Below are 23,824 nucleotides of genomic sequence, written 5' to 3'. Positions count from 1 at the left end.
TTGTCTTGCAAGGAAGAGCGGCGTGACCGCTCTTCCGGGAGAAGTCGGACTATTGGGCGAGTTCCCAGGCCTGCTGGACAGCCTCAGCCGCTTCAACGGGTTTCATCCGTCCGGCAGCGAGATCGGCCGAGATGTCGTTGACCACGGCGCCGACCGATGGGCCAAGCATCTGGTCGTAATAGAGCTGGTGGTACTTTGACTTGGCGACGTTTTCTGCAAGCTGGCGCAGGATCGAGTGCTTGATCGCATCCTGCGTGCCAACCACTACGGGGATGTAGAAACCGCGCTCTGCAGCCTGGCGTTGGTTTTCCGCCTCGGAGAAAAACTTCAGGAAGTCGGCCGCCTCCTTCGGCGATCCCTTTGTCACCAGCCAGCCATTCAAACCGCCCAAGGTATCGCCCGGGTCACCCTTGCCGCCCGCAACTGTCGGGAAGGGGAACCACCCCAGCTTGTCGTCGGGAATGCCCACCTTGTCTGCTGCATTGGCCTTCATGGTGTTGAGGAGGCCGTTCAGCATGAGCATCATGGCGCCTTTGCCATCGCCGAATTGGCCTGCCGATTGAGGATAGGTCGCTCCGAGGAAGCCGGCCTGGAATGGCTTGAGGTCCGCCAATAGCTTGAACACCTCGCCTGCCCGGACGAAGGTGGCATCGGCAAAGCCCTTGCCCTCGCCGCGCAGGGCTGCCTCGAAGGCCTCCTTGCCGCCAATGCGCATAGCCAGATGCGACCAATAGAAGTGAACCGGCCATTTGTCGGCTCCCCCTGCGATGATCGGCGTAATGCCGGCGGCCTGCAGCTTCTTGACGGCCCCGAGCAGGTCATCCCAAGTCTTGATCGTCGACGCGTCCTGTCCGGCTTTGGCGAACAGGTCCTTGTTGTAGAAGAACCCGACTTGGGCCGTGTGCATCGGCACGCCATAAACCTTGTCGTTGATGGTGTAGGCCTGGACGGCCGCCGGAACGAAGCGGGCCTTCCAGGGAGCGTCCATGACGGGCGTCAGGTCCTCGATCACCCCCGCCTTGACTTGGTCGCGTAGGACACCGCCTGCCCAGCTGTATATAATATTCGGCCTATCGGATGATTGCAGAAGCGTGGTCAGCTTTTTCTTGTAGGCCTCGTTTTCCAGATACTGGACCTCCACTTTTACACCCGCATGAGAGGCCTCGTAGCGGCGGGCGATGTCATTCCAAAAGCCGGTGACCTGAGCGTTCTGCTCGACGTGAAGCATTCTGACGGTCACGTCAGCGAATGCCGCAGTCATTCCAGAAAATGAGGCCGTGATCGCGCAAGCAGCCGCTAGCATCAGCTTTGTAACGCGCATTGCTGTTCTCCTCGGTGTTTCCTCTGCCGGGCATTCGCCCTTTATTTTGGCTTATTGATTAAATCGTGCGCCGCAGATACGGGCTTGTCAAGCAGCTGTTGGGTTTGTGTCTCGAAACTCCGAGCGTTTGTCGATTGACAGAGTGCAGGGCAGAGTAATTAAATGCGGCTTCCGGATTAATATTGTCTTCCGACCGGCAGGCAGTTCTGCAATGAAAACAGCCGATCCTGAGTTGATGCGTGCCATCAACCGCTTCCACGTCATGGATGCCATCCGCCGTTCGGGATCGATTTCGCGCGTGGAGATCTCTGAGCAAACCGAGCTGAGCCCCACAACCGTTTCGGCAATTACGGCGGCCCTCCTCGAGGACGGCCTGGTCATCCCGCGCCAGGTCGCTCCTGCCCCTGACCAAGTGCGCGGACGACCGCGCATCATGCTCGAGCTCAACCCGGCTGCGGCCTCGGTCTGCGGCGCGAAGCTGGCCCCCAACAAGATCACCATTGCGATCACCAACTTCCAGGCGGACGTCCTTGGCACGGTATCGATCCCGATTAGGGTCGACCGACAACCCGCCACGGTCATCCTGGATCTCGTGGAGGACGGCGTTCGCTCATGCATCGAGGCGGCGGGCTTGCAGGTCGAGGACATCAACAGCCTCTGCCTCGGCGTGCCGGGAATCGTCGAGCGCGCCTCCGGCATCTGCCGTTACAGTCCAATTTTCTCGGAGCGCAATCTCAAGCTTGGCCTCGACCTCCAAGAGCGCCTGAAGGTGCCGACGACGGTCGAGAGTGACGTCAACCTGATCACCCTCGCCGAGCAATGGTTCGGTCACGGCAGGGACCTCAGCGACTTCCTAGTCGTCTCCATTGAGCATACGATCGGACTTGGCATCGTTCACGCGGGCGAGCTCTTCCGTGGGGCGAACGGACTTAGCCCGGACCTGGGCGACCTGATCGTGTCGCCCATCGGCAGCATCGGGAACGGGTCCCGCCCGGGGCGCCTCTCCGGGATCGCGTCGACCACTGCGATCCTGTCGGCAGCGGCTGTTCTTGCCCGTGGAACGCCGCAGGAGAAGCTCCTTCGCGGGACGCGTGGCATGGAGCATGCTGTGTCGCTCGCCCAAGCCGGTGACGAGCGGATCTCAGAGATTTTCGAAGAGGCCGGACGCGCCCTAGGAATCGCGATCGCAAACCTGATCACGCTGTTCGCGCCACCGAAGGTCATTCTCGCCGGGTCGGCTCTCCAGGCGGGAGATCTCCTCCTCAAGCCCTTGCGTGATGCGGTCCAGGCCGGAACGCCCGAAACAATCTCCGGTGTCACCGAGATCGTGGTCCACGAGTCCAGCGACGATACCTGGGCCCGTGGCGCCGCAGCCCTGACCTTGCGCGATCTCTATGGTGCCCCCTGGGGAACGACCGGACCAGCCAAGAAGCGCTAATGCCAATCTCAATCATGCAAGGGAGTGAATATGGAACGCTTGGGCATCGGCATCATCGGATGCGGAAATATCAGCGAGGCCTATCTCAAGGCCGCGTCAAAGTTTCCGATCCTTGACATCAAGGGGATCGCTGACATCCTGCCAGAGGCAGCCGAGGCACGTGCAGCCCAATTCGGGTTGCGGGCAATGTCGGTAGACGAGATGCTCGCGGATCCGTTGATCCAGATCGTGGTCAATCTCACGATCCCTGCCGCCCACGTGGAGGTCGGCCTGAAAGCCCTCGCTGCCGGCAAGCATGCCTATTCTGAAAAGCCCCTTGGCCTTACGACCGCCGAGGCGCGGCCTCTCCTGCAAATGGCCAAGGAGCGAGGGCTACGCGTCGGCTGTGCGCCTGACACATTCCTCGGTGGATCACACCAAACGTGCCGCAAGCTCATCGACGAGGGAGCGATCGGCCGCCCCCTAGCTGGCAGCGCGTTCTTCATGTGCCCCGGCCATGAGCGCTGGCATCCCAATCCGGCCTTCTATTACGCCAAAGGTGGCGGGCCGATGTTGGACATGGGGCCCTACTACATCACAGCTCTTGTGAACCTGATTGGCCCTGTTGCCAGGGTGGCGGGCATTACATCCCGCACCAGGTCCGAACGCGAGATCACGAGCGAGCCGTTGAAGGGCACGATGATTCCTGTAGAGGTGGCAACGCACGTGGCAGGGACGCTTGAGTTCGTCTCTGGCGCGGTCGTGTCGGTCGCTATGAGCTTTGATGTCCCCCGGCACCGCCATAGGCCAATCTAGCTGTACGGGACTGCGGGCAGCCTGAGCGCTCCGGATCCCAACCGGTTCTTCGGCGCCATCGAGCTCGCCACCGCGGCAAAGGAGTGGACTGAACAGCCGACCGAGCATCCATACGCGAGCGGGAACTACCGGATCATTGGTGTCGCCGATATGGCCCATGCCATCCGATCTGGGCGCCCTCACCGCGCGTCGGGCGAGCTCGCTTTTCATGCTCTCGAGGTTATGGAAGCCTTCCAGGTGTCCTCGGATCGAGGAACCCACGTCAGCATCGAATCGCGACCTGAACGGCCGGCCATGCTGCCGACGAAGCTTCAGTTCGGCTCGCTGGACTAGAAACCAAAGGAAAACTGGGAGGTGCGACAATGCGCGAGGCACTGATTGTATGGGGCGGCTGGAGCGGGCACGAGCCGGAGCAGTGCGCCTCCATCATTGCCGGCATGCTGGAGGAGGAGGACTTCAGGGTCTATGTCGAGAACTCGACCGAGGCGTTTGCCGACCCCGCTCTATCCGACATGAGCCTGGTGGTTCCTATCTATACCATGTCGAAGATCGAGAAGGAGGAGCTGAGCAATCTCACGGCGGCCGTCCGTGGTGGTGTCGGCCTTGCCGGCTATCATGGTGGTATGTGCGACGCGTTCCGCGAGGCGGTTGAGTATCAATTCATGTGCGGCGGCCAATGGGTAGCCCATCCCGGCAACATCATCGACTACCGCGTGAACGTCACCCGCCCCGACGATCCAGTCATGCAGGGCATCCGCGACTTCGACTACCATTCCGAGCAGTACTACATGCACATTGACCCCTCAAACGAGGTGTTGGCGACGACGACGTTCTCCGGCGAGCATGCCTACTGGACCAAGGATGTAGTGATGCCGGTCGTGTGGAAGCGTCGCTACGGCGAGGGGCGGGTCTTCTACAGCTCCCTCGGGCATGTGGCGAAAGAGTTCGAGATCCCAGAGATGCGCACCATCCTGAGGCGGGGCATGCTCTGGGCTGCGCGTTGAATACCAAGTTAAAGAGGTAACGATCGGGCCGGCATAAACTTACGACACCTAAGCCGGCTCGCGGCGTGCCAAACATCCCGAGTTAGAAGAACAAGGAATTTGCGCTGTAGCTCGGTTTTTGCTGGGTAGACGCCCTTCAACGGCCTCGCTGTGCCAGAGTGGAGGTGTGGATTACACTCAAGGGAGGCGTCCATGTGCGAGGTGAGCATAATTGGACTGGATCTGGCGAAGAACGTCTTCCAGGCACACGGAGCGGATGCGTCCGGGGCGGTCAATCTCCGCAAGAGGCTGCAGCGACACCAAGTCCTCGGGCTCTTCTCGTCCCAGCCACCTTGCACGTGGCTATGGAGGCCCGCGGCAGCGCACGCCACTAGGCCCGTGAGATCGGCCGGCTCGGGCATGCCGTTCGGCTGATTCCACCGGCTTACGTGAAGCCGTTTGTGAAACGCCAGAAGAACGATGCGGCCGATGCTGAGGCGATCTGCGAGGCAGCCGGGCGCCCAACGATGCGCTTTGTAGCGCCCAAGAGCGAGCCGGCTCAGGCCGCCCTCGTGTTCCGGGCGCGCGATCTCCTGGTGCGGCAACGGGCTCAAATCATCGATGCACTTCGAAGCCACCTAACCGAGTTCGGGCTCGTGGTCGCAAGAGGGCCAGCTTACGTTCCGTAATACCCGTTCATGGAATTCCTGACGCAGTGAGATACGGGTAGGCCGTCAATGTTGTGAGACGGCCTGTCTCGTCGAGGAGCCGGTTCCAGGCGCGGCAGACCGCATCCAACACGGCTTCATAATCGTTGAGCATACGAAGCGAGAGATAGCGCTCACGCAGGTAGAGCCAGACCCGCTCCACCGGGTTCAGCGCGGGTGACGCCGGCGGCAAGGGCAGCAGCGTGATCGTCTCTGGCACGTGCAAGGCCCGCGCGTCGTGCCAGCCGGCCTAATCCAGCACGAGCACCGCATGCACACCGGGTTCGAGCTGCCGGGCAAACTGCTCCAGAAAGATCGTCATGGCGTCGGCATTCACCCGCGGCAGAGCCAACGCGAAGGTCTCGTCCGTGCCGGGACGACAGGCGGCAAACAGATACAGGCTCTCAAAGCGCTGATCGACTACACCGGGTGGACTCACCCCACGCTCATACCAGACGCGCGTAGTCCGGCCCTTCTGGCCAAAGCGCGCCTCGTCCTAGCACCAGAGTTGAAGACGCGCCTCAGGGTGCTCGGTCGCGAGGGCCTGCAGTTCTGACGGGAGTTTCTTTTTTGAACGCCGTTTGCGCGGCCGGATTGCCCTTCGGGTGCGAGGGCCGGGTCTTCTGGCGCGACAGGTTCGGCCGCTTGAGCAGGCACGAGCCCCCATTCGCTGTAATGAACGCCATAGGTCCGCTCGACATGCTCGCACAGGTCGACCAAGCGCCAGGCGCTCACCCCATCGCGCTCGGGCTCAGGCCCGCGCAGGATGTGGGCCTTGAGCGCAGCTTGCTGACCGGAAGCGAGCTGCTCCGGGCGACCGGAGCGATGCCGGTCATGCAGAGCGTCAGGTCCCTCAGCATTGAAGCGCTGGATCGCATCGTGCAGGGCCTGACTTTCCATGCCGGCCAGTCGCGCGGCCTCGGCCCGGGTCATGCCCTCCAGCGCATTGGCAATGGCCAGCAACCGCAGGCTGGCCCGGGTGTCCCTCTCACGCAGATCGAATGGCGCGTAGTCCTGACGGATCGGGAGCCCGGCCATGGTGGTCTCCTGCAAACTGCGCCCCTGCCATCAGGGAATCATGCCAGGCACAGCAATGCAAATCCGAGTCAGCAATCCTCTGGATGGGTATAACTCATGCAGGCTGTCGAAGAAGGGGCAGAGCCGATCCCCGAGATCGCCTAACCGATCCTCCAGATGGTGGTCGAGATGCTTCATTGACTGAACGAGCAGATTGCCCGGCTCGATCATAAGATTGCTCAGCGCGCCAAGGAGAACGAGGCGGCACGCCGACTGACGACCAGCAGCGTCCATCCGAAGGAGATAGGCTGCACCCCTACCCTACCGCGGAATAGCTCGAGGCGTCAGCATTGACGTGACAATGCCTAACTGTTCATCGATTTAAGCAATCGATCATCCGATGTTTAACATCGGATGATCTTGTCAGTTAAAGTTAGTCATGTCAGACTGCGGCAGTTACGCTGACAAAGATCGGCGAACTGGGAGGATGCAGCTATGCGGGTGGTCTGGTCCAAGCGCCACAGGCGCACGCAATTGATAGCGCGCGCTTGATGATGCGTGCGAACGCCAAGCCTGGGAAAATCGACCGAGTTGTTTCGACACTCGGTAGAGCGATTGCCAATGGGGACTACGACGCTGGCAGTGTACTGCCACGGGAGCAAGACCTTGAGGTACGTCTCAGTGCCGGACGCGGTGTTGTTCGCGAAGCCGTGAAAATCCTTGCTACAAAGGGATTGGTTACGGTCGGTCCTAGGCACGGCACCCGCGTCCAAGCACGTCAGAACTGGAATTTCCTCGATCGCGAAGTTCTGGCCTGGCTCGGGGAGAGTCAGCAGGACCATAGCCTCCTCTTAGCTCTTGAGGAGACACGAAGAATTATAGAGCCCGCAGCGGCGGCGCTCGCCGCCGAGCGTGCGACGGCGGCTGAGCGGCAAACCATCAAGGACGCCTATGCTACGATGGCGAAGTACTCGGACGATCTAGCCGTGGCGACTCAAGCTGATCGCGTATTCCACCTCGCTATTCTCGACGCCACGCACAATCCGGTTCTTGGGAGTTTCCGCAGCGGCCTCGAGGCCATCCTACACACAGTCTTTGCCGTCGCCATGCCAGGTCTCGCACCGAACCTGCCGAACCACAAGGCAGTGCTCGATGCGATCGAGCGTGGGGACGCTCACAACGCCCGCGCTGCAATGGAGCTGTTACTCGACCGCACCCACAGTTTCCTCACTGAGACTTTCCGCCTTGCAACTACAGATGTGGAGGTAGCAGGATGACCTTTACCACTGTTTTTAAAATCAGTGTGCTCCAGAAGCCCACAAGTGGGAGCACCGGTCCGAAGGAAGCAAAAGAGCCCACAGGCGGAGGATTGTCTAGGAGTCGCGACTCCGCGCCCCCTCACTACCAGATTGAGCGGATCCACTTCGCCAAACCTGCGAGCAACAGGTGTCCAGTTCTTCCAGTAGGGTGTGTGCAAGGCCTTGGCACCGTCACAACGGAGATGACCACCTGTTGTGTGAACGACACGACCGTAGCGGCGGGCAACACGTTTGCCGCGTCCTTTATGGTCAAAATGATCTCTGCGCCGTCAACCTCATTCAGGGGATCCGATGAGCGACCACGTTGAGCCTATCGCTTTCATCGCAGGACCAAAGAGGGTTTGGCTATACGTAAGACAAGCGGCCGCCTTCATTGCCCCGCTTGTTTTGCTTCTATTGGCGTGGCCGGCAATCGTTACTATCTTCGATGTAAGTCCGCGGGTTTTTCCTGGTGTCCAGGCGGTGCTTGGTGCTGCCGCGGACGGGCTTCGCGATGGCACACTCTTAGCCCATGTCGCGACAAGCCTTGGCCGCGTGGCCCTTGGGACCGTGCTCGCTGTCGCTGCCGCTGTTCCGCTCGGCGTTGCAATGGGCGTCAATTCAGGTGTCTCGGCCTTACTCACTCCGCTGTTTCGTTTCTTCTCAGTTCTTGCTGGAATCGCCTGGATTCCGATTGCAACACTTTGGTTCGGGTACGGCTTCGGGGCGATCACATTTGTGATCTTCAACGCTGTTTTCTTCATCGTCGCATACAATACTCTGCTCGGCGTATCAGCGATCCCGCCGCGGCTGCGCCACGCTGCGGCCTCGCTTGGCGCCGGTCGAGTCGCCATGCTGACGGAGGTTCTTCTCCCCGGTGCTCTTCCCAATATTGTGACAGGCGTTCGAACCGGCCTTGGCTTTGCGTGGCGTGGCCTGATTGCAGCAGAGATGATCGCGACCGATGTCGGCCTCGGCTATATGCTGTTCGTCGCTCGTGATTTCTACCGCACTGAGGTGATCGTGCTTGGAATGATCATCATTGGTATCATCTGGCTTTTCATCGACCGGCTTCTTCTCGCCCCACTTGAAAGAGCGACGATCGAACGCTGGGGACTGGTACAGCGCACATGAGTCAACTCGGACAAGTTTTAGAGCAATACGGCCGCTGGGCAGCGCGTTGGCCAACGATCGCGGCTCTCGTGCCCTTCCTTCCAATCGTGGCACTCTGGTGGGGCGTGGCAGCAGCCGAGGTTTTCCCGCGGGCCTTTTTTCCCGGCCCCTTGGAGGTGGTAAACGGCTTCGCCGTGCTTACCTACAAAGGAATTCTTCCAGCCTATCTTGAGGACAGCATCGGACGTCTTGCGCTCGGTGCTGCTTGTGGGATTGCGATCGGAGTTCCGCTCGGATTGCTAGTCGGCCTGAACCGCGCTGCTCATACAGCCCTATGGCCACTCGTGCTCTTCTTTCAGGCGATTGGCGACATTGCTTGGCTCCCCCTTCTCCTGATCTGGTTCGGCTTTGGTCTTACGACAATGACATTCGTTATTGTCTATACGGTGATCTTTCCCGTCGTGTTCAACACTGCACTCGGAGTTCGGTCTATTGCACCAGAACTCGTTCGCGCAGCGCTGTCGCTAGGAGCATCCCGCATAGCGGTTCTCCGCGAGGTAATCCTGCCGGGTGCCCTCCCCAACATCATGACCGGGCTGCGGAACGGCCTCGGTTACGGTTGGCGAGCATTGATCGCCGCCGAAATCATCGTTGGGACGAGCGGGATCGGATTTATGATGTTCGATGCGAGGCGAGCCGGGTCGGCAGTCGAAATCGTGATAGGGATGATCGTCCTTGGTCTTCTCTGGTACGTCGTTGATGCCTGGATCCTCGCACCGATCGAGAGAGCTACAGGCCAGCGCTGGGGACTCATCGCAAGGTCCTGATGCACGGTTCCCCGTGAGAAGGCGACCTTAATAGCCGGAGGAGACGCATGAAGGGTCTGACGCTTCGAAACTTGCACAAGACGTACTTTGACCTGAACATGGGATCAAGGGTTACGGCCGTGCAGGACGTCTCGCTCCATATTCGTGAGGGCGAGTTCGTCGCAGTCGTCGGTCCCTCAGGCTGCGGCAAAAGCACAATCCTCAACATGGTCGCCGGCTTTCTGCCAGCAACTAAGGGCGAAGTTCTCGTGGGAGACCGTCCCGTGAAGGGTCCAGGTCCAGATCGGGGCGTCGTATTCCAGAACTTCGCTCTGTTCCCTTGGAAGACGGTCATCGATAACGTGGGCTTCGGGCTCAAGATGCGAGGCATTCCTAAGCCGGAGCGTGATCGCATCGCACGCGAGTTTCTCGCCTTGGCAGGGCTCACGAACGCAGCCGACCGTTACCCTAATGAACTCTCTGGCGGCATGCAGCAGCGCGTTGGCGTTGTGCGGGCGCTGGCAAACGAACCTGACGTTCTTCTGATGGACGAGCCTTTCGCGAGTGTCGATGCCCAGACGCGAATGACGTTGCAAGAAGAGTTGACTCGCATCTGGCAAGAGCGGCGCCATACAGTCCTCTTCATCACCCATGATGTGGGCGAGGCCGTGTTCCTCGCCGACAGGGTCATTGTCTTGTCCAAGGGGCAAGTGCTTCGCGAGATCGACATACCGATATCTCGTCCGCGGGCCTGGGACACAGTGTCAGAACAAGATGATTTTAAGCGCCTCTCATCGGAGGTTCTTCAGATGGTGCGCTCTGCATGAGACTGCTGAAATTAATGCTGAGTTCCGGGCGAGGCCGTGTTGTGGTCAGCGTCTTCACGCTCTACCTCGGCTGGCAACTCTGGTTGGTCCTGGCAGCTCCCATGAAAGTAGCCAGCGAACTTCGTACAGACGGGCCGCGCGTGAATGTATTGGTGACACTCTCTTTTCCGCCGGAACGGTTTCACGTGCTGGCCTTGCAGCGCTTCGGCCGGGTATCCGGGACCGAGAGCAACTCCGTCGAAGTACGGGGGGTAAGACAACAAGATCTTAATGCCGTCGCGAGGCCCTATTGGGTTCGAGACGTTGCTCCAATGGAAGAGGGAGGATGATGATGAACAGACGTGAATGGTTAGGCGCAGCTCTTGCAACTGTTGCGCTCGCTACATCCCGCGCAAATGCGCAGGACATGATTAAGATTAAGGCCGGAATGGTCAGTGCGATCGACCAGATTGGCTTACCGATCGCCCTCGAACGTGGCTTCTTCGAGAAGTATGGCCTCGATGTTGAAATCGTACGTCCGTACGCGACGGGTGTCGACGCGCTGAATGCCCTCCAAGCCGGGGAGAGCCAGATTGTTCAGGTCGGCGTACCGATGATCGGGGCGGTTCTTCGTGGGATGGATCTCGTAGCTCTCGCAAACTATAGCGGTAATGCCGCAAAGGCCGGCTCGGACACTACTATGGCGCTCATTGCTAGTGAGGCGTCCGGAATCCGAAAGGGCGATCTGTCGAGCCTCAAGGGGAAGAGAATTGCCGCCTCGTTCGGCACAATCAACCACCTTTACGCTCTAGCACTCCTGGAGAAGGCAGGGCTAACTCCCGCGGAGGTCACGCTCATCAATACGCCTCCGCCGGATATGACAGTTGCGCTGCTGTCCAAGGGTATCGATGCATTCGCTGCCTGGGATCCCTGGCCGATCGTTGCTTTGCGTGATGTACCGGGCGCAGTGGAGATCGTGCGTGGCGGCGACGTCATCTCGTATTTGGGGTTCAACGTGGCAACACGTGAGTGGGCGACCAAGAACGGGGATACTATCGTCAAGTTTCTGGCAGGACTCTCGGAGGCCGACCAGTGGATGCGAAAGAACCCGAAGCGGGCCGCACAGGTTGCGACGCGTTGGGTCCCTGGCCTCAAGCAAGAGGTTGCGGAAGCAGCGATGGAGTTCAACATCCAGCAGGCTGATCGGCGCCTCTCCGCAAACAACTACCGAGCGCTCTGGAGTGCGCAAGATCGTTTGCACCGTCTTGGCTTCCTGAAGGAGACATTTGACGTCAACAAGCATATCGAGTCTTCATACATACTAAAAGTTATGGCGGATCACCCAGATCTGTTCTCAGATCTCCCACCAATCCCAGCAGACGTCGCAATCAAGCCTGGATACGTGTTCAAGTCTTGAGAATGATAGGACAACCTTTCTCGACGAGGACAAATAAGAACCCCTACAAGAAAAGGGACTTTCGCCCATTCGACATTTAGCAAGCGAGCCGACCATTCGGCTTGCAAATTACAAGGAGGAGAAGACGCCATGAAATCGTACAAAGGAATGCTTGCAAAAAGGCTAAGACTGGTGCTCGCCGGATGCGCCATGGCGCTGACCGCCGTAACAAGCGCAGCGGCTGCGTGGCCGGAACGCCCTGTCACGGTGGTCGTCCCCTTTGCTGCTGGCGGAGGCACCGACGCCACTGCGCGCATATTGGCTAGCTTGCTTCAAAGGGAGCTTGGTCAGCCGTTCAACGTGGTGAACCGTCCGGGAGGCAACGGGCTGGTTGGCCACACCGCGGTCGCGCAGGCCGAGCCCAATGGATACACCATCGGCATCGCGACGACCGAGTTGGGATCCTATAAGCCGATGGGCCTTGCGGATCTCACCCCAACGGCAAGCTACACGCCGATTGCGCTCTACAATTTCGATCCGGCTGCGGTGCATGTCCCGGCCGAGTCCAAGTTCAAGGACCTGCCGAGTCTCCTTCAGGCACTGAAGAGCGGTGAAAGGGTCCGTATTTCCACTGGCGGCCCTCTTGGCGGGTCATGGCATTCGGCTTTCAGCCTTCTGCTCCTCAAGCAAGGGATCAATCCGGCAACCGTCGCCTTCGTTCCGTCAAACGGGGCGGCTCCGGGACTTCAGGAGATGATCTCAGGAGGTGTTGATGCCACCGCATCGTCGCTGCCGGAGGCAAAGCCCCTGGTCGACGCAGGCAAAGTGCGATCCCTGGCAGTTGTGGGGCTCCAACGTCTTACAACGTTTCCAAATGTGCCGACCACGAAGGAGGCCGTTGGAACCGAGGTCACCGGTGGTGCGTGGCGCGCCATCATGGCTCCGAAAGGGACACCGAACGACGTTCGTGACCGCCTAGTCGGCGCCGTGGAAAAGATCGTGGCCACCGAGGAGTTCAAGAAGTTCATGAATGATCGCGGCTTCGGTATCTCGTGGGCCAAAGGACGCGATCTCGATACGTTCCTCGCGGAGAACGAGAAGTCCCTGGGTGATACGCTGAAGGCTGTAGGCTTGGCCAAGTGACAGCTCGAGCTGCAGCCGGGCGAGGGCTCGGCTGCAGCTCGGTGTTTCGAGTTCGAGCCAATGGGGATCCTTTTATGAAAATCCACGACAGCCTAATCGGATTGGGGTTCCTGATCCTTGCAATCGCCACCTTCCTGAGTTCGCAAGGACTCGCACCTGCACCGGGGCAGCCGGTCGGGCCGGCTCTCTTCCCGACCATTATATCCATCGTTCTGGCGATAGCGAGCGTCGCCCTGATCGTGCGCTCTCTCAAAGCTTCGGGCCCCCGCACATGGATCAGCGCCTCGCAGGACCTGTTACGTCCACGCGTGCTTATGGGTTTCCTGCTTGTTCCGATCTCCGTTATTTTCTACCTGCTGGCATCAGGTAGCCTTGGCTTCATTTTCTGCTCGGTCATAATCCTGCTTGCACTGTTCCTAGTATTTGGCGTTCGCTGGCTTACGGCTACTTCCGCTTCCGTGCTGGTCTCGCTCGCGATTTTCTTCCTTTTCGAGCGGCTTCTCGCGGTCCCCCTGCCTCGCGGCTTTCTCGAGTCGATCGTCTAAGGATCAGCGATGTTCTTTGATGTACTCAGCCGGATCACGGACCCCACAACCCTGATCGCCATCGCGGCGTCAGCAGTCTTTGGCGTCTTCATGGGAGCAGTGCCCGGATTGACCGCCACCATGGCTACGGCGCTCCTGGTGCCGATCACATTTTTCCTTCCTCCGATTCCAGCCATCGCGACGATGGTCACGGCAACAGCGATTGCTATTTTCGCGGGGGATATCCCCGGCTGCCTGCTGCGCATGCCCGGCACTCCTGCATCGGCGGCTTACACCGACGAAACCTATCAAATGACCAGGCGGGGAGAGGCCGAACTGGCTTTGGGGGCGAGCCTGATGTCCTCGGCCTTCGGCGGCCTGTTCGGCACAGCGGTTCTGATTGCGGGAGCGCCGATCCTCGCTGAGTTCGCCACGCGCTTCTCGTCCGTGGAGTATTTCTGGCTGGTCGTTCTCGGGCTTACGTGTACCGTCGGCATCGGGTCGGCGGATCCGATCAAGGGGATTATCGCCCTGTCATTCGGGCTCCTTGTTTCAATGGTCGGTCTCAACAATCCGGCCGGTACGCCACGTTTTACCTTCGGACAGACTGCTCTTTTCGACGGTGTCTCGCTCATTCCAATGATGGTCGGCATGTTCGCCCTGTCGGAGATCCTGCGTTTTGCCGCAAGCGGGACAAGGTCCCTGGACAAAGTCGCCACTCCTTCGGGAAGCATTCTTCGCGGCGTTGGAGCCATGTTCCTGAAATATCCCGTGCAGATCCTTCGTGGCTCTATGCTGGGGACCTTGATTGGGGCACTTCCCGGGGCCGGAGCGGATATTGCCGCCTGGATGTCCTACGGCATTAGCAGGCGCTACTCGCGCGAACAGGAGAAGTTCGGCACGGGCCATGTTGAGGGCGTGCTGGAGGCCGGCGCCTCGAACAACTCGGCATTGGCTGGAGCATGGGTTCCGGCACTCGTATTCGGCATCCCTGGCGACTCGATTACGGCTATCGTTATCGGCGTTCTGTTCATGAAGAACTTGAACCCCGGACCGCAGCTTTTCACGAGTGACCCCGTATCGATCTACTCGATTTTCGCACTGTTCGTGATCGCCAACATCATCATGATCCCCTTGGGACTGCTAGCCATTCGCCTGTTCAGCCGGCTTATGCGGGTTCCACGACAGGTCATCATGCCGTGTATTTTGATCTTCTGCATCGTTGGCAGCTACGCCGTAAACAACAGTCTCTTCGACGTGGGGTTGATGCTGGGCTTCGGTGTTCTTGCCTTCGTGCTGGAGGAATCCGGCTTTCCGGGCTCCCCCGCGATCCTCGGTGTAATCTTGGGCTCGATGCTTGAAAATTATTTCGTGACGACGATGATCAGTTCGGGTGGCGACCTAACAGCGCTGGTGAGCAGACCCATAGCGGCAACTCTCGCTATCATTGTCGTTCTCATATGGTCCGTGCCACTGCTCCTGAGGCTGAGTACTCGCCCTAAGCCTATCAACTCAGCCGGGCACTGACGATTGGAAAGGAAGCATCGTGACCTCCCATGCAGAATTGTACAATGCGGCGGAACTCAGGGCCCATGCTACGGCTCTCCTCGGTGCGGCCGGGCTTGACCCCGATAAGGCCATAACGGTTGCAGAAGTGCTCGTCGAAGGTGACCTCCTCGGGCACACGACGCATGGTCTTGCTCTGCTCCCAGGCTATCTCGGTGAAATAGCCAACGGCACGATGACCCGGTCCGGTGAATTCACCGTGCTCAACGAGCGACCTGCCACCGCCGTTTGGGACGGGAATAAGCTGCCAGGCCCCTGGCTCACTCGGCAGGCCTGCGACGAGGCGGCACGGAGAGCTGCCGTTTTCGGTACCGGGACGGTCGTGATCCGCCGTTCCCACCACATAGCCTGTCTTGCGGCCTATCTCGAGCGCATTACGTCGGGTGGGCTGATCGTCATGATCCAAAGCTCCGATCCGGCTGTTGCAGCCGTTGCCCCGCATGGGGGCACACGGCCGGTATTTACGCCAAACCCGTTGGCCATCGGCATTCCGGCCGGAGGGGACCCCATCCTGGTCGATGTTTCGATGTCGATCACGACAGTCGGGCTTGCGCGGCGATTGCAGAAGAGCGGTGGGCGCACTCCGCATCCTTGGCTGCTTGACGGCCACGGGGACGCCACAGACGATCCATCGGTCCTCGACGGTGAGCCCCCAGGATCCCTGATGCTACTCGGTGGCATCGAGGCTGGCCACAAAGGCTTCGGCCTTGCTTTGATGATCGAGACTTTAACGAGCGGCCTTGGCGGATATGGGCGGGCTGATGCGCCAAATGGGTGGGGAGCCTCCGTATTCATCCAAGTGCTTGATCCGGCTGCATTCGGCGGCACTTTGGCTTTCCAGCGGGAGGTCGATCATCTTGTAGAGGCCTGTATTTCAGGCCCGTCGCGGGACCCGTCGAACCCGATAAGAATGCCAGGACATAGCGCTCTCGCTCGCAAGCGGCGCGCTTTGGCCGAGGGTGTCGCTCTGCATCCGGTGATCAAGGAAACCCTTGCCCCGTGGTCCGAACGGCTTGGGGTTGGGTGGCCGTCACCGGTGAAGCGCTCCGAAAGCAAGTGATCGGGTCGCTGTCTGCCCCGGCAGCAGATGTCACGCTCTCCATGCCCGCGCCACTCCATTCAAGAAGCCTCCAATATCGGTAATTAGGATGATCGTAGACGCATTTGCTCCACTGCTGTTTGAAGGCCGAGCCATTCTGGTTACCGGAGGGACGAGCGGCATCGGGCTTGCCTGTGCAAAGGCTTTTCGAGACTTGGGTGCCGAAGTTACTGCAACCGGCGCGACAAACGCCGAGCGAGGTCGGGCGTCGGAAGAAGAGAGCAATGCAGGCATTTCGTTTGTGGTCCTCGACGTCCGCGACGCCGCCGCAATCGATAAATTGCTCAAGCCGATGGATCGCTTGCACGCGTTGGTCAACGCAGCAGGGGTGATCCGCCGCGACGTCGAGCATGAGCCGGATGTCTTTGCTGACGTAATTGACATCAACCTGAACGGGACCATGCGGGTATGCTCGGCTGCGAGATCGAAGCTGCGCGAAGCCCACGGTTCTGTCGTGAACGTTGCCTCGATGCTCACCTTCTTTGGCGGTCCTCGGGTCCCTGCCTACAGCGCCTCGAAAGGCGGCATCGGTCAGCTGACGAAAAGTCTTGCCGCCGCCTGGGCGGCCGATGGCATCCGGGTAAACGCTGTTGCGCCCGGCTGGATCGCCACGCCGCTTACGCAAGCACTTCAGGACGATCCGGAGCGCAGCCGCCCCATTCTGTCCCGGACGCCAATGGGTCGCTGGGGCACCCCCGAGGAAGTCGCCGGCGGTGTGGTCTTCCTGGCTTCCCCAGCGGCCCGCTTCGTGACGGGTGCCATCCTAGTCATCGACGGTGGCTACCTGACTATGTGAATTTAACGTATCCCACTGGAGCAGATCCAATGTCCAAACCAGACACCACACCCGTGAATGACAAGTGGGTGCCCTACAAGCATCCGCAACCAAAGGACTCCCCGCCAGAACTCGTGATCCCCAACGCCATCCCGACGGACGAGCGGATCTGGGTGCCTGTAGAGGAAAACGTGTGGTTCCGTCCGCTGCTTCTTGCCGCTTCGCGCGGTTACTGGATGAACCTGCTGCGCGTGCGGAAGTCGGGCGTGCTCTCGCGCCACCGCCATCCCCAGCCGGTGCACGCTTTCGTGCTGAAGGGGGAATGGCGCTACCTGGAACATGACTGGGTCGCAACCGAGGGATCCTACGCCTACGAGGCTCCCGGGGAAACGCATACGCTCGTCGTTGATCCGCACGTTGAGGAGATGATCACGCTATTTCAGGTGAATGGAGCGATGATCTACGTCGACCCTGACGGCAAGGCGACCGGATTCGATGACGTCTTCACCCGGATCGAGAAATGCCGGGCGCATTATGCCAACAATGGTCTTGGGGCTGACTACGTCGATCAATTCGTTCGGTAGAGCGTGAAGGAGCGTGCCATGGACCTCGGAATTCGGGGCAAGAGCGCACTGGTGTGCGCAGGCAGCAAAGGATTGGGAAAAGGATGTGCACTGGCATTGGCGCGCGAGGGGGTGAACATCACCATTACGGCCCGCACTGAAGCAGGGCTTCAAGTGACGGCCGATGAGATCCGCGAAGCGGCACCAGACATCATCGTCACCGCGGTTGCTGGTGACATCACAACTCCTGAAGGGCGTCAGGCGGCTCTCGCGGCCTGCCCAAAACCCGACATCCTGATCAACAACGCCGGTGGCCCACCTCCGGGCGACTTTCGGGACTGGGCCCGGGAGGACTGGATCAAGGCGCTGGATGCGAACATGCTCACCCCTATCGAGTTGATCAAGGCAACTGTCGACGGAATGATGGAGCGTGGGTACGGGCGGATTGTGAACATCACCTCTAGTGCGGTGAAAGCGCCGATCGATATCCTTGGCCTCTCGAATGGAGCGCGTTCGGGTCTTACTGGGTTCATTGCAGGCCTTTCGCGAAAGACGATTGCTCGTGGTGTCACGATCAACAACCTGCTCCCGGGACCATTCGATACCGACCGCCTACGCAGCAATGCTTCCGTGCAGGCTGCGCAAAACGGCCGGACGCTTGATCAACAGCTCAAGATCATGGCCGAGGCCAATCCAGCAAGGCGCTTGGGTGCTCCGGAGGAATTTGGTGCAGCTTGCGCGTTTCTCTGCAGCACGCATGCCGGTTTCATTACCGGTCAGAACTGGCTATTGGATGGCGGCGCCTATTCTGGCACATTCTGAGCTCTAGGAACTCCTCCTTTGCGTAGAGTTCGGAGCGGTTCTTAAGCAAGGCACACGAATTCCGGCATTCCGGCGTGAAATTGGCATCCGAGCCATCTTTACTCCGATCAATCGGAAGGTGCCAAGGAAAGGTGTGTATCGCTTGGGAGATTGGAAAACAGAGCGGCATGGACCGGCGCAAACTGACTACTCACGTAAGGGCTTCGACAGCATGCTGACGCGCACGCTGGTGGCGGCCCGCACGCGGCTGGTGCGGATCACAACCGAGCTCTCCAACCAGATCCGCGGCCTCATGAAGACGTTCGGCCTGATTGTTCCCGCCGGCAAGGGCAGCACGTTCGAGACGAATGTCCGCAGTCTGCTGGTCGACCAGGATGGGCTCGCTGCCATCGTATTGCCGATGCTGGAGGCGTGGCGCAGCCTGCGTATCCGCGCGGCGGAACTCGGACGTCAGCTCTTGGCTGGCGCTCGCCAAAGCCAGGCCTGTCGCATTCTCATGTCGATCCCTGGGGTCGGGGCAATCACCGCGACATCGTTTGCGACCGCCATTGAGGATCCAGACAACTTCAAAAGGTCCCGCTCGGTCGGTGCCTGGCTAGGCCTGACCACCAGGCGTTACCAATCCGGTGAGGTCGACTATGACGGCCATATCTCCCGCCGGGGCGATCGCCATGTGCGGGGGCTCCTGTTTGAGGCCGCAACCGTCATCCTGACCCGCAGCTCGGCCGAGAGTAGCCTGCGGCGATGGGGCCTCAAACTGCGGGAGCGGGTCGGCTTCAAGCGCGCTGCCGTTGCTGTGGCGAGGAAACTCGCTGTTATCATGCATGCGATGCTAAAGACCGGCACCTTCTTCGACAGGAGCGTGGGAGCAGCCGCTTGATGGTTTGAGGATCGCGTTCAGGCTCTGAACGCGCTGAGACGTCCCTGCCGGGACGTGGGCCGAGCCATTCCGCTTGATGGGATGCACCGCTGATCCAGCCGAGTGCGTCGTCCACATAGGAAGGCTCCTCCCGCGAAGCTCCATCATGCGGCGACTGCTGTTGACCGCGAAGACGACCCTGCACCCGGCACACCCCCCTGGCGCGCCCACAATCCGCTTGGGCTGAGTTCCCCTAAGTACCGGCTCGACCCTGAAACCAGGGTCGAGCCGGTAAGCTCGTGAAAAACTACTTGCAAAACGGCCCGCGATTAGACGACCCCATTAGATCCACACGATCTAGGTTAGAGTCCATTACCAGATGACCTGGTGAAATCTGACGGTAGCGGCGCTTCGGCGGTGCATAGTCCAGTGGCCTGAGAGGGCTGACAATCTCCTCATTGGCAATGCTTCTTTTTCGTTGCCGTTGGGTTGGATCCGCTACTGGCACTGCCGACAGCAATTTCCGTGTGTAAGGATGCTGGGGATTGTTGAAAATCGCAGCCCGTGGCCCAATCTCGACAATTTCCCCCAGATACATAACAGCCACCCGATGGCTAATGCGTTCCACAACGCCCATATCGTGGGAGATGAATAAGTATGACAGCTTCAGCCGCTCCTGAAGCTCCATCATCAAATTGACGACTTGGGCCTTCACCGAGACGTCCAAGGCCGAAACCGATTCGTCTGCTACAATGAGCCGAGGCTCAACGGCAAGCGCCCTAGCGATGCAGATACGCTGGCGTTGACCGCCCGAAAACTCGTAAGGATAACGTCCCGCCATGTCCGGAAGGAGACCGACCCGTTTCAGGAGTTCGCCGACCTTGGCGTACGCCTCAGCCGAATCTGCCAACTTGTTGACGAGCATCGGCTCGGCGATGGCTTCGCCAGCAGTCATTCGAGGATTGAGGCTGGCATAGGGATCCTGGAAGATCATCTGGATCCCTTTACGCTTTTCCCGCAAGGCGCGGCCATCAAGAGCGAGCAGGTCAGCTTGGTTCAAGAGGATGGATCCGCTCTTTGCGGTCGTAAGTCTCATAATACAACGCCCGGTCGTCGTCTTTCCGCATCCCGACTCGCCCACAAGCGCCAGCGTCTCTCCCGGTCTGACATCGAAACTAACGTTTTCGACGGCGTGAATACGTCCGCTGGGGCCACGTAGAAAGCCGCCCGGCATGTCGAAGCGAGCGACAAGACTCTTCACCTCAAGCACGGGCCTATCTTCTTCGTTGACCGTGTTTGCCCTCCGCTCAGGTTCTTTGGCAACGCCAGTGATGCGATCGACTGTCGGAAAGCGAGTCGGCTGATCGATGCCGTGGAGGGAACCAAGTTTCGGCACCGCTGCAAGCAGTGACCGCGTGTATGCGTGCTTCGGATCACTGAAGATTTCGGCAGTCGCGCCTGCTTCTACCGTTTCTCCGTCGTACATTACGACAGTCCTGTCGGCAATCTCGGCGACCACTCCCATATCGTGAGTGATGAAGAGAACGGCCATGCCCTCCTCTTCTTGGAGCGTTTTGATAAGATCGAGGATCTGAGCCTGTATTGTCACATCGAGCGCGGTCGTTGGCTCGTCGGCGATCAGGAGCTTTGGCCGACAGGCCAGAGCCATCGCGATCATCACACGCTGCCGCATACCGCCCGAAAAACCATGCGGGTATTCGTTGATACGGGTGCGTGCGGAGGGGATGCGAACCCGTTCAAGCAGTCGAACGGTCTCGCTCTCAGCCTCGCGCTGGGATATGCCCCGATGGAGCGTAAGCGCCTCGGATATTTGAGATCCGATCGTCAATACGGGATTGAGCGATGTCATCGGCTCTTGAAAGATCATGGCGATTTCGTTGCCGCGTATGTGCCGCATCCGTGCTGGGGATAGTTTCAGTAATTCGGTAGACTCCAGCTTAATGCTTCCTCCTATCCTGCTCCTGTCGGGAGGGGTGAGCCCCATGATCGAGAGCGCGGTGACGCTCTTGCCGGACCCGGACTCACCGACAACCGCCAGCGTCTCCTTAGGTGCGATTGAAAACGATACATTACGGACGACGGACTTCCAGCCGCCATTTGTCAGAAACGATGTCGTCAGGTTTGAAACTGATAGGACCGGTTGGGTCATCCTTGCGTCTCCTCCCAGAGAACGAATTCAAACTTCAGCGGGCTGCGGCATGCCCAGACTGGATCTGGCGTGCTGCATGATATCAAGCAGCTCATCGAACGCGCTTTGCAGGTGGATGCGGCTGGTTTCCCTTGCATCCGACTTCGATCCGCGCTTGTAGGCGGCAATCAGTCTGTTGTGTTCTTCGATGGCCCGGGAGCGGTGAGGGCCGACAAAGCCATACCGTCTCCTCAGCTCCTGTGTCAGCAGATGATGACGGGCCAAAATCTGCTCAGCCTGGATGTTGACGCGGACCGTGGCCATCGTCTGATGGAATTTGATGTTGCTTTGGATGATATCTTCGTTCACCCCGGTTGACACTGCATGCTCGTATTCCTGTTCGGCGGCCACCATGCGAGCGATGTCATCATCCGTGGCGAGGGCCGCGCGTTCCCCCTCAATGTAGGGGATCAGTCCCAGGCGGACCTCGTAGATGTCACGGAGGAACGCGGGGGTGACTGCGCACACGACCGCCCCTCGTTTGGGATGAATGACCACCAGTCCTTCGGCTGCCAAGGCCAGGAGGGCTTCGCGTACCGGTGCAAGGCTGAGGCCATAGTGCTGGGCCAACTCGATCGTTGTCAGACGCTGGCCATCGGACAGGCGATCGTAGACGATATCTTGCCTTATGTCTGACGCAACGCGCACGTAATTCGGGATGCCGAAATTGGCTCTTGAATTCCTTGATCGCTCGTTGCCTGCGTTAAGGGTAGCCATTTAGCTCTCATCTGGTTTCAGTCGCGCGATTCTGGATCGAGAACGTCGCGAACGGCATCTCCGACCATGTTGAAGGCAAGCACGCAAAGCGTAACCACAAATCCCGCCGCGATAACTGCCGAAGGGTTTACCAGCATTTCCGTCAAGCCGTCGCGGATGATGTTGCCCCAACTCGCCGCCGGTGGCTGCGTACCGAGGCCGAGAAAGCTCAGGCTTGCCTCAATTCGTATTGCGGTGGCGACCCAAAGGGTTGCCACGACGATGAGCGGGCCGGATATGTTCGGCAAAATCTGCTTGCGAAGTATGCGGAACCATGTCTGACCGGAGGCGACGGACGCATCAATGTAGGGTTCAGCCATGATCGACATCGTCGAAGCGCGGGCGACCCTGATAAATCGCGGCAGGAAGGCAAACGAGATCGCCACGATCAGATTGGTGAAGCCCGGCCCGAGCGCGGCGGAGATCATGATCCCTAGCAACAGCGACGGAAAGGCCATCAGAACGTCGCTGATCCTGCTGACGACGCGGTCCACCCAGCCACCGAAGTATCCGGCCAGCATCCCGATAATCGTCCCTGCCACGCCCGCAAGAAGCGGCGCAAGGACTCCGAGCGCCAATGAGGGCCGTGCGCCGTAGATCGTTCGGGAAAGAATGTCCCGGCCGTAGCGATCGGTCCCGAACCAATATTGCGCGCTTGGGCCTTGGCTCATCGCCAGGTAGTTCTGCTTCACTGGATCACGAGGTGCGATCCAAGGGGCAAATATCGCCATCAGGAAGAAGGCGCCGATCACGAACAGGCATGCAACCGTAATAGGGTTCCTGACCAGTATCGACCACGCGCCAAGACGGTCGGCTCGCGTCTGCTCGGGAGCTTCTACCGCTATACTCTCATTTCCAGCTATCATTTGGAGACCCTCCTCAGCCTCGGGTCGATCAAGACGTAGATCAGATCCATGGCAATGTTCACGAGGACGACGAAGAGTGCGAACACAAGCAGGCCAGCCTGGACCATGGGATAGTCGCGAGAATTGATCCCATTGATCAGCACGCTACCGACACCCGGCCGGGCAAAAATCAGCTCGATGGCGATCGATCCGGAAAGCATCGTGAGGATATAGATGCCGAACCCGGTGACAACGGGGATCAGAGCGTTACGAAGGGCGTGCTTGTAAATGACCCAGTGTTCGTCAACGCCCTTCGCACGCGCGGTCCTGATGTAGTCGCGCCTCAGCACTTCCAGCAGCGCCGACCGCGTGAGCCGGCTTGTGAAGGCCGCCATCACCAATCCGAGCGTCAAGGCCGGCAGGACCAGATGCTCCATCCGATCGGCAAAACCGACGCCTCCGCCCATCACCGGAAATAAGTCGAGCTTCAGCCCGAAAATGATCAGGATCAGTGCGCCGAGGAAGAAGTCAGGAACGCAGAAGCCGGCGAGCGCGATGACACGCGCGCTGTAATCGGCAGCCGACCCCCGCCTCGTCGCGGATAAGACGCCCATTGGCACTCCGATGATCATGCCCACGAGCATCGCGGCAACCGTCAGCTCGACCGTGTAAGGGAGATTGGCGAGTAGCATCGCGGCAATGCTTTCGCCGGTTATCATCGAGGTTCCAAAGTTGAGGGTCACGATATCGCGTAGGAATGTCAGGTACTGAAGCCATAGCGGGGCGTCGAGACCCATCCGGGCGCGAAAAGCGGCCAGTTGTTCGGGGGTCGCGTACTCTCCAAGAGCTGCCACGGCGGGATCGCCAGGCAAGATGCGCATGGCAACGAAAACGAGGCTTACCACCATGATGATCGTGATGGCCGAATCCACAACACGATTGAATAGCATTGTATTGTCTCACCTTTGGATCAGGTAGTTGAG

22 protein-coding genes and 3 pseudogenes are annotated in these 23,824 nt (G+C 59.5%); 17 read left to right on the top strand and 8 right to left on the bottom strand.

Annotation, left to right across the window (positions count from 1 at the left end; all coding sequences use genetic code 11):
* Positions 1-49: 49 nt before the first annotated feature.
* Complete coding sequence (locus JKG68_RS16305; protein ID WP_202061480.1) at positions 50-1,321, bottom strand: ABC transporter substrate-binding protein; 1,272 nt, start codon at positions 1,319-1,321, stop codon at positions 50-52.
* Positions 1,322-1,532: 211 nt separating this feature from the next.
* Here JKG68_RS16305 and JKG68_RS16300 point away from each other — a divergent pair, with 211 nt between their 5' ends.
* From JKG68_RS16300 to JKG68_RS16285, 4 genes and pseudogenes are all read left to right on the top strand, one after another.
* On the top strand, positions 1,533-2,759 hold the full coding sequence (locus tag JKG68_RS16300; protein WP_202061475.1) for an ROK family transcriptional regulator: 1,227 nt from the start codon (positions 1,533-1,535) through the stop codon (positions 2,757-2,759).
* 30 nt (positions 2,760-2,789) lie between these two features.
* Positions 2,790-3,887, top strand: a pseudogene (locus JKG68_RS16295) (Gfo/Idh/MocA family protein).
* Between the two features lie 29 nt (positions 3,888-3,916).
* Entirely contained in the window at positions 3,917-4,558 is a 642-nt protein-coding gene (locus JKG68_RS16290; RefSeq protein ID WP_202061473.1) for a ThuA domain-containing protein, read from the top strand.
* A 192-nt stretch (positions 4,559-4,750) separates the two neighbouring features.
* Positions 4,751-5,220: pseudogene (locus JKG68_RS16285) on the top strand (IS110 family transposase); the annotation flags it as partial.
* 13 nt (positions 5,221-5,233) lie between these two features.
* On the opposite strand, the gene JKG68_RS16280 reads toward JKG68_RS16285, so the two are convergent.
* Genes JKG68_RS16280 through JKG68_RS35145 form a run of 3 tightly spaced genes read right to left on the bottom strand, consistent with a single transcriptional unit; the run spans position 5,234 to position 6,282 of the window.
* The gene (locus JKG68_RS16280) at positions 5,234-5,464 is read right to left on the bottom strand and encodes a hypothetical protein (RefSeq protein WP_202061466.1); all 231 of its coding nucleotides are present in this window, start codon (positions 5,462-5,464) and stop codon (positions 5,234-5,236) included.
* Positions 5,465-5,494: 30 nt separating this feature from the next.
* Positions 5,495-5,683, bottom strand: a complete 189-nt coding sequence (locus JKG68_RS16275; RefSeq protein WP_202061459.1) for a hypothetical protein — start codon at positions 5,681-5,683, stop codon at positions 5,495-5,497.
* On the bottom strand, positions 5,680-6,282 hold the full coding sequence (locus tag JKG68_RS35145; RefSeq protein WP_202061457.1) for a helix-turn-helix domain-containing protein: 603 nt from the start codon (positions 6,280-6,282) through the stop codon (positions 5,680-5,682). Before JKG68_RS35145 ends, JKG68_RS16275 begins: the two co-directional genes overlap by 4 nt.
* 530 nt (positions 6,283-6,812) lie before the next feature.
* On the opposite strand from JKG68_RS35145, the gene JKG68_RS16265 reads away from it, so the two are divergent.
* The 13 genes and pseudogenes from JKG68_RS16265 to JKG68_RS16205 all read left to right on the top strand — a co-directional run.
* Complete coding sequence (locus JKG68_RS16265; RefSeq protein ID WP_246515507.1) at positions 6,813-7,538, top strand: FadR/GntR family transcriptional regulator; 726 nt, start codon at positions 6,813-6,815, stop codon at positions 7,536-7,538.
* Positions 7,539-7,871: 333 nt separating this feature from the next.
* Positions 7,872-8,693, top strand: a complete 822-nt coding sequence (locus JKG68_RS16260) for an ABC transporter permease (RefSeq protein ID WP_202061455.1) — start codon at positions 7,872-7,874, stop codon at positions 8,691-8,693.
* Positions 8,694-8,761: 68 nt separating this feature from the next.
* Positions 8,762-9,499, top strand: coding sequence for an ABC transporter permease (locus JKG68_RS16255; RefSeq protein WP_312890824.1), 738 nt, complete (start codon positions 8,762-8,764; stop codon positions 9,497-9,499).
* A gap of 47 nt (positions 9,500-9,546) precedes the next feature.
* The gene (locus JKG68_RS16250) at positions 9,547-10,305 is read left to right on the top strand and encodes an ABC transporter ATP-binding protein (protein ID WP_202061450.1); all 759 of its coding nucleotides are present in this window, start codon (positions 9,547-9,549) and stop codon (positions 10,303-10,305) included.
* Between the two features lie 325 nt (positions 10,306-10,630).
* Positions 10,631-11,701 (top strand): ABC transporter substrate-binding protein, encoded by a 1,071-nt coding sequence (locus JKG68_RS16245; RefSeq protein WP_246515505.1) that lies wholly within the window; start codon positions 10,631-10,633, stop codon positions 11,699-11,701.
* Positions 11,702-11,830: 129 nt separating this feature from the next.
* Positions 11,831-12,823, top strand: coding sequence for a Bug family tripartite tricarboxylate transporter substrate binding protein (locus JKG68_RS16240; protein WP_246515503.1), 993 nt, complete (start codon positions 11,831-11,833; stop codon positions 12,821-12,823).
* A gap of 74 nt (positions 12,824-12,897) precedes the next feature.
* Positions 12,898-13,368, top strand: coding sequence for a tripartite tricarboxylate transporter TctB family protein (locus JKG68_RS16235; protein ID WP_202061448.1), 471 nt, complete (start codon positions 12,898-12,900; stop codon positions 13,366-13,368).
* A gap of 9 nt (positions 13,369-13,377) precedes the next feature.
* Positions 13,378-14,874, top strand: a complete 1,497-nt coding sequence (locus JKG68_RS16230) for a tripartite tricarboxylate transporter permease (protein WP_202061446.1) — start codon at positions 13,378-13,380, stop codon at positions 14,872-14,874.
* A 19-nt stretch (positions 14,875-14,893) separates the two neighbouring features.
* The gene (locus JKG68_RS16225) at positions 14,894-15,973 is read left to right on the top strand and encodes an Ldh family oxidoreductase (RefSeq protein WP_312890822.1); all 1,080 of its coding nucleotides are present in this window, start codon (positions 14,894-14,896) and stop codon (positions 15,971-15,973) included.
* 88 nt (positions 15,974-16,061) lie between these two features.
* Positions 16,062-16,808: an SDR family NAD(P)-dependent oxidoreductase gene (locus JKG68_RS16220; protein WP_202061444.1), complete on the top strand. Its 747-nt coding sequence runs from the start codon at positions 16,062-16,064 to the stop codon at positions 16,806-16,808.
* 29 nt (positions 16,809-16,837) lie between these two features.
* A complete protein-coding gene (locus tag JKG68_RS16215) occupies positions 16,838-17,371 on the top strand; it encodes a 2,4'-dihydroxyacetophenone dioxygenase family protein (protein ID WP_202061442.1) in 534 nt (177 codons plus the stop codon).
* Between the two features lie 18 nt (positions 17,372-17,389).
* Complete coding sequence (locus JKG68_RS16210; RefSeq protein ID WP_202061440.1) at positions 17,390-18,172, top strand: SDR family oxidoreductase; 783 nt, start codon at positions 17,390-17,392, stop codon at positions 18,170-18,172.
* Between the two features lie 196 nt (positions 18,173-18,368).
* Positions 18,369-19,052: pseudogene (locus JKG68_RS16205) on the top strand (IS110 family RNA-guided transposase); the annotation flags it as partial.
* Positions 19,053-19,338: 286 nt separating this feature from the next.
* Here the strand turns inward: JKG68_RS16205 and JKG68_RS16200 are convergent.
* Genes JKG68_RS16200 through JKG68_RS16185 form a run of 4 tightly spaced genes read right to left on the bottom strand, consistent with a single transcriptional unit; the run spans position 19,339 to position 23,791 of the window.
* Positions 19,339-21,201: an ABC transporter ATP-binding protein gene (locus JKG68_RS16200; RefSeq protein ID WP_202061438.1), complete on the bottom strand. Its 1,863-nt coding sequence runs from the start codon at positions 21,199-21,201 to the stop codon at positions 19,339-19,341.
* Between the two features lie 27 nt (positions 21,202-21,228).
* Positions 21,229-21,957, bottom strand: a complete 729-nt coding sequence (locus JKG68_RS16195) for a GntR family transcriptional regulator (protein ID WP_202061436.1) — start codon at positions 21,955-21,957, stop codon at positions 21,229-21,231.
* A 17-nt stretch (positions 21,958-21,974) separates the two neighbouring features.
* A complete protein-coding gene (locus JKG68_RS16190; protein WP_202061434.1) occupies positions 21,975-22,862 on the bottom strand; it encodes an ABC transporter permease in 888 nt (295 codons plus the stop codon).
* Positions 22,859-23,791, bottom strand: coding sequence for an ABC transporter permease (locus JKG68_RS16185; protein ID WP_202061432.1), 933 nt, complete (start codon positions 23,789-23,791; stop codon positions 22,859-22,861). Before JKG68_RS16185 ends, JKG68_RS16190 begins: the two co-directional genes overlap by 4 nt.
* Positions 23,792-23,824: the final 33 nt, after the last annotated feature.

This window comes from Microvirga aerilata, from assembly GCF_016743775.1.
Taxonomy (GTDB): domain Bacteria; phylum Pseudomonadota; class Alphaproteobacteria; order Rhizobiales; family Beijerinckiaceae; genus Microvirga; species Microvirga aerilata.
This window is presented reverse-complemented; position numbering and strand designations above follow the sequence as displayed.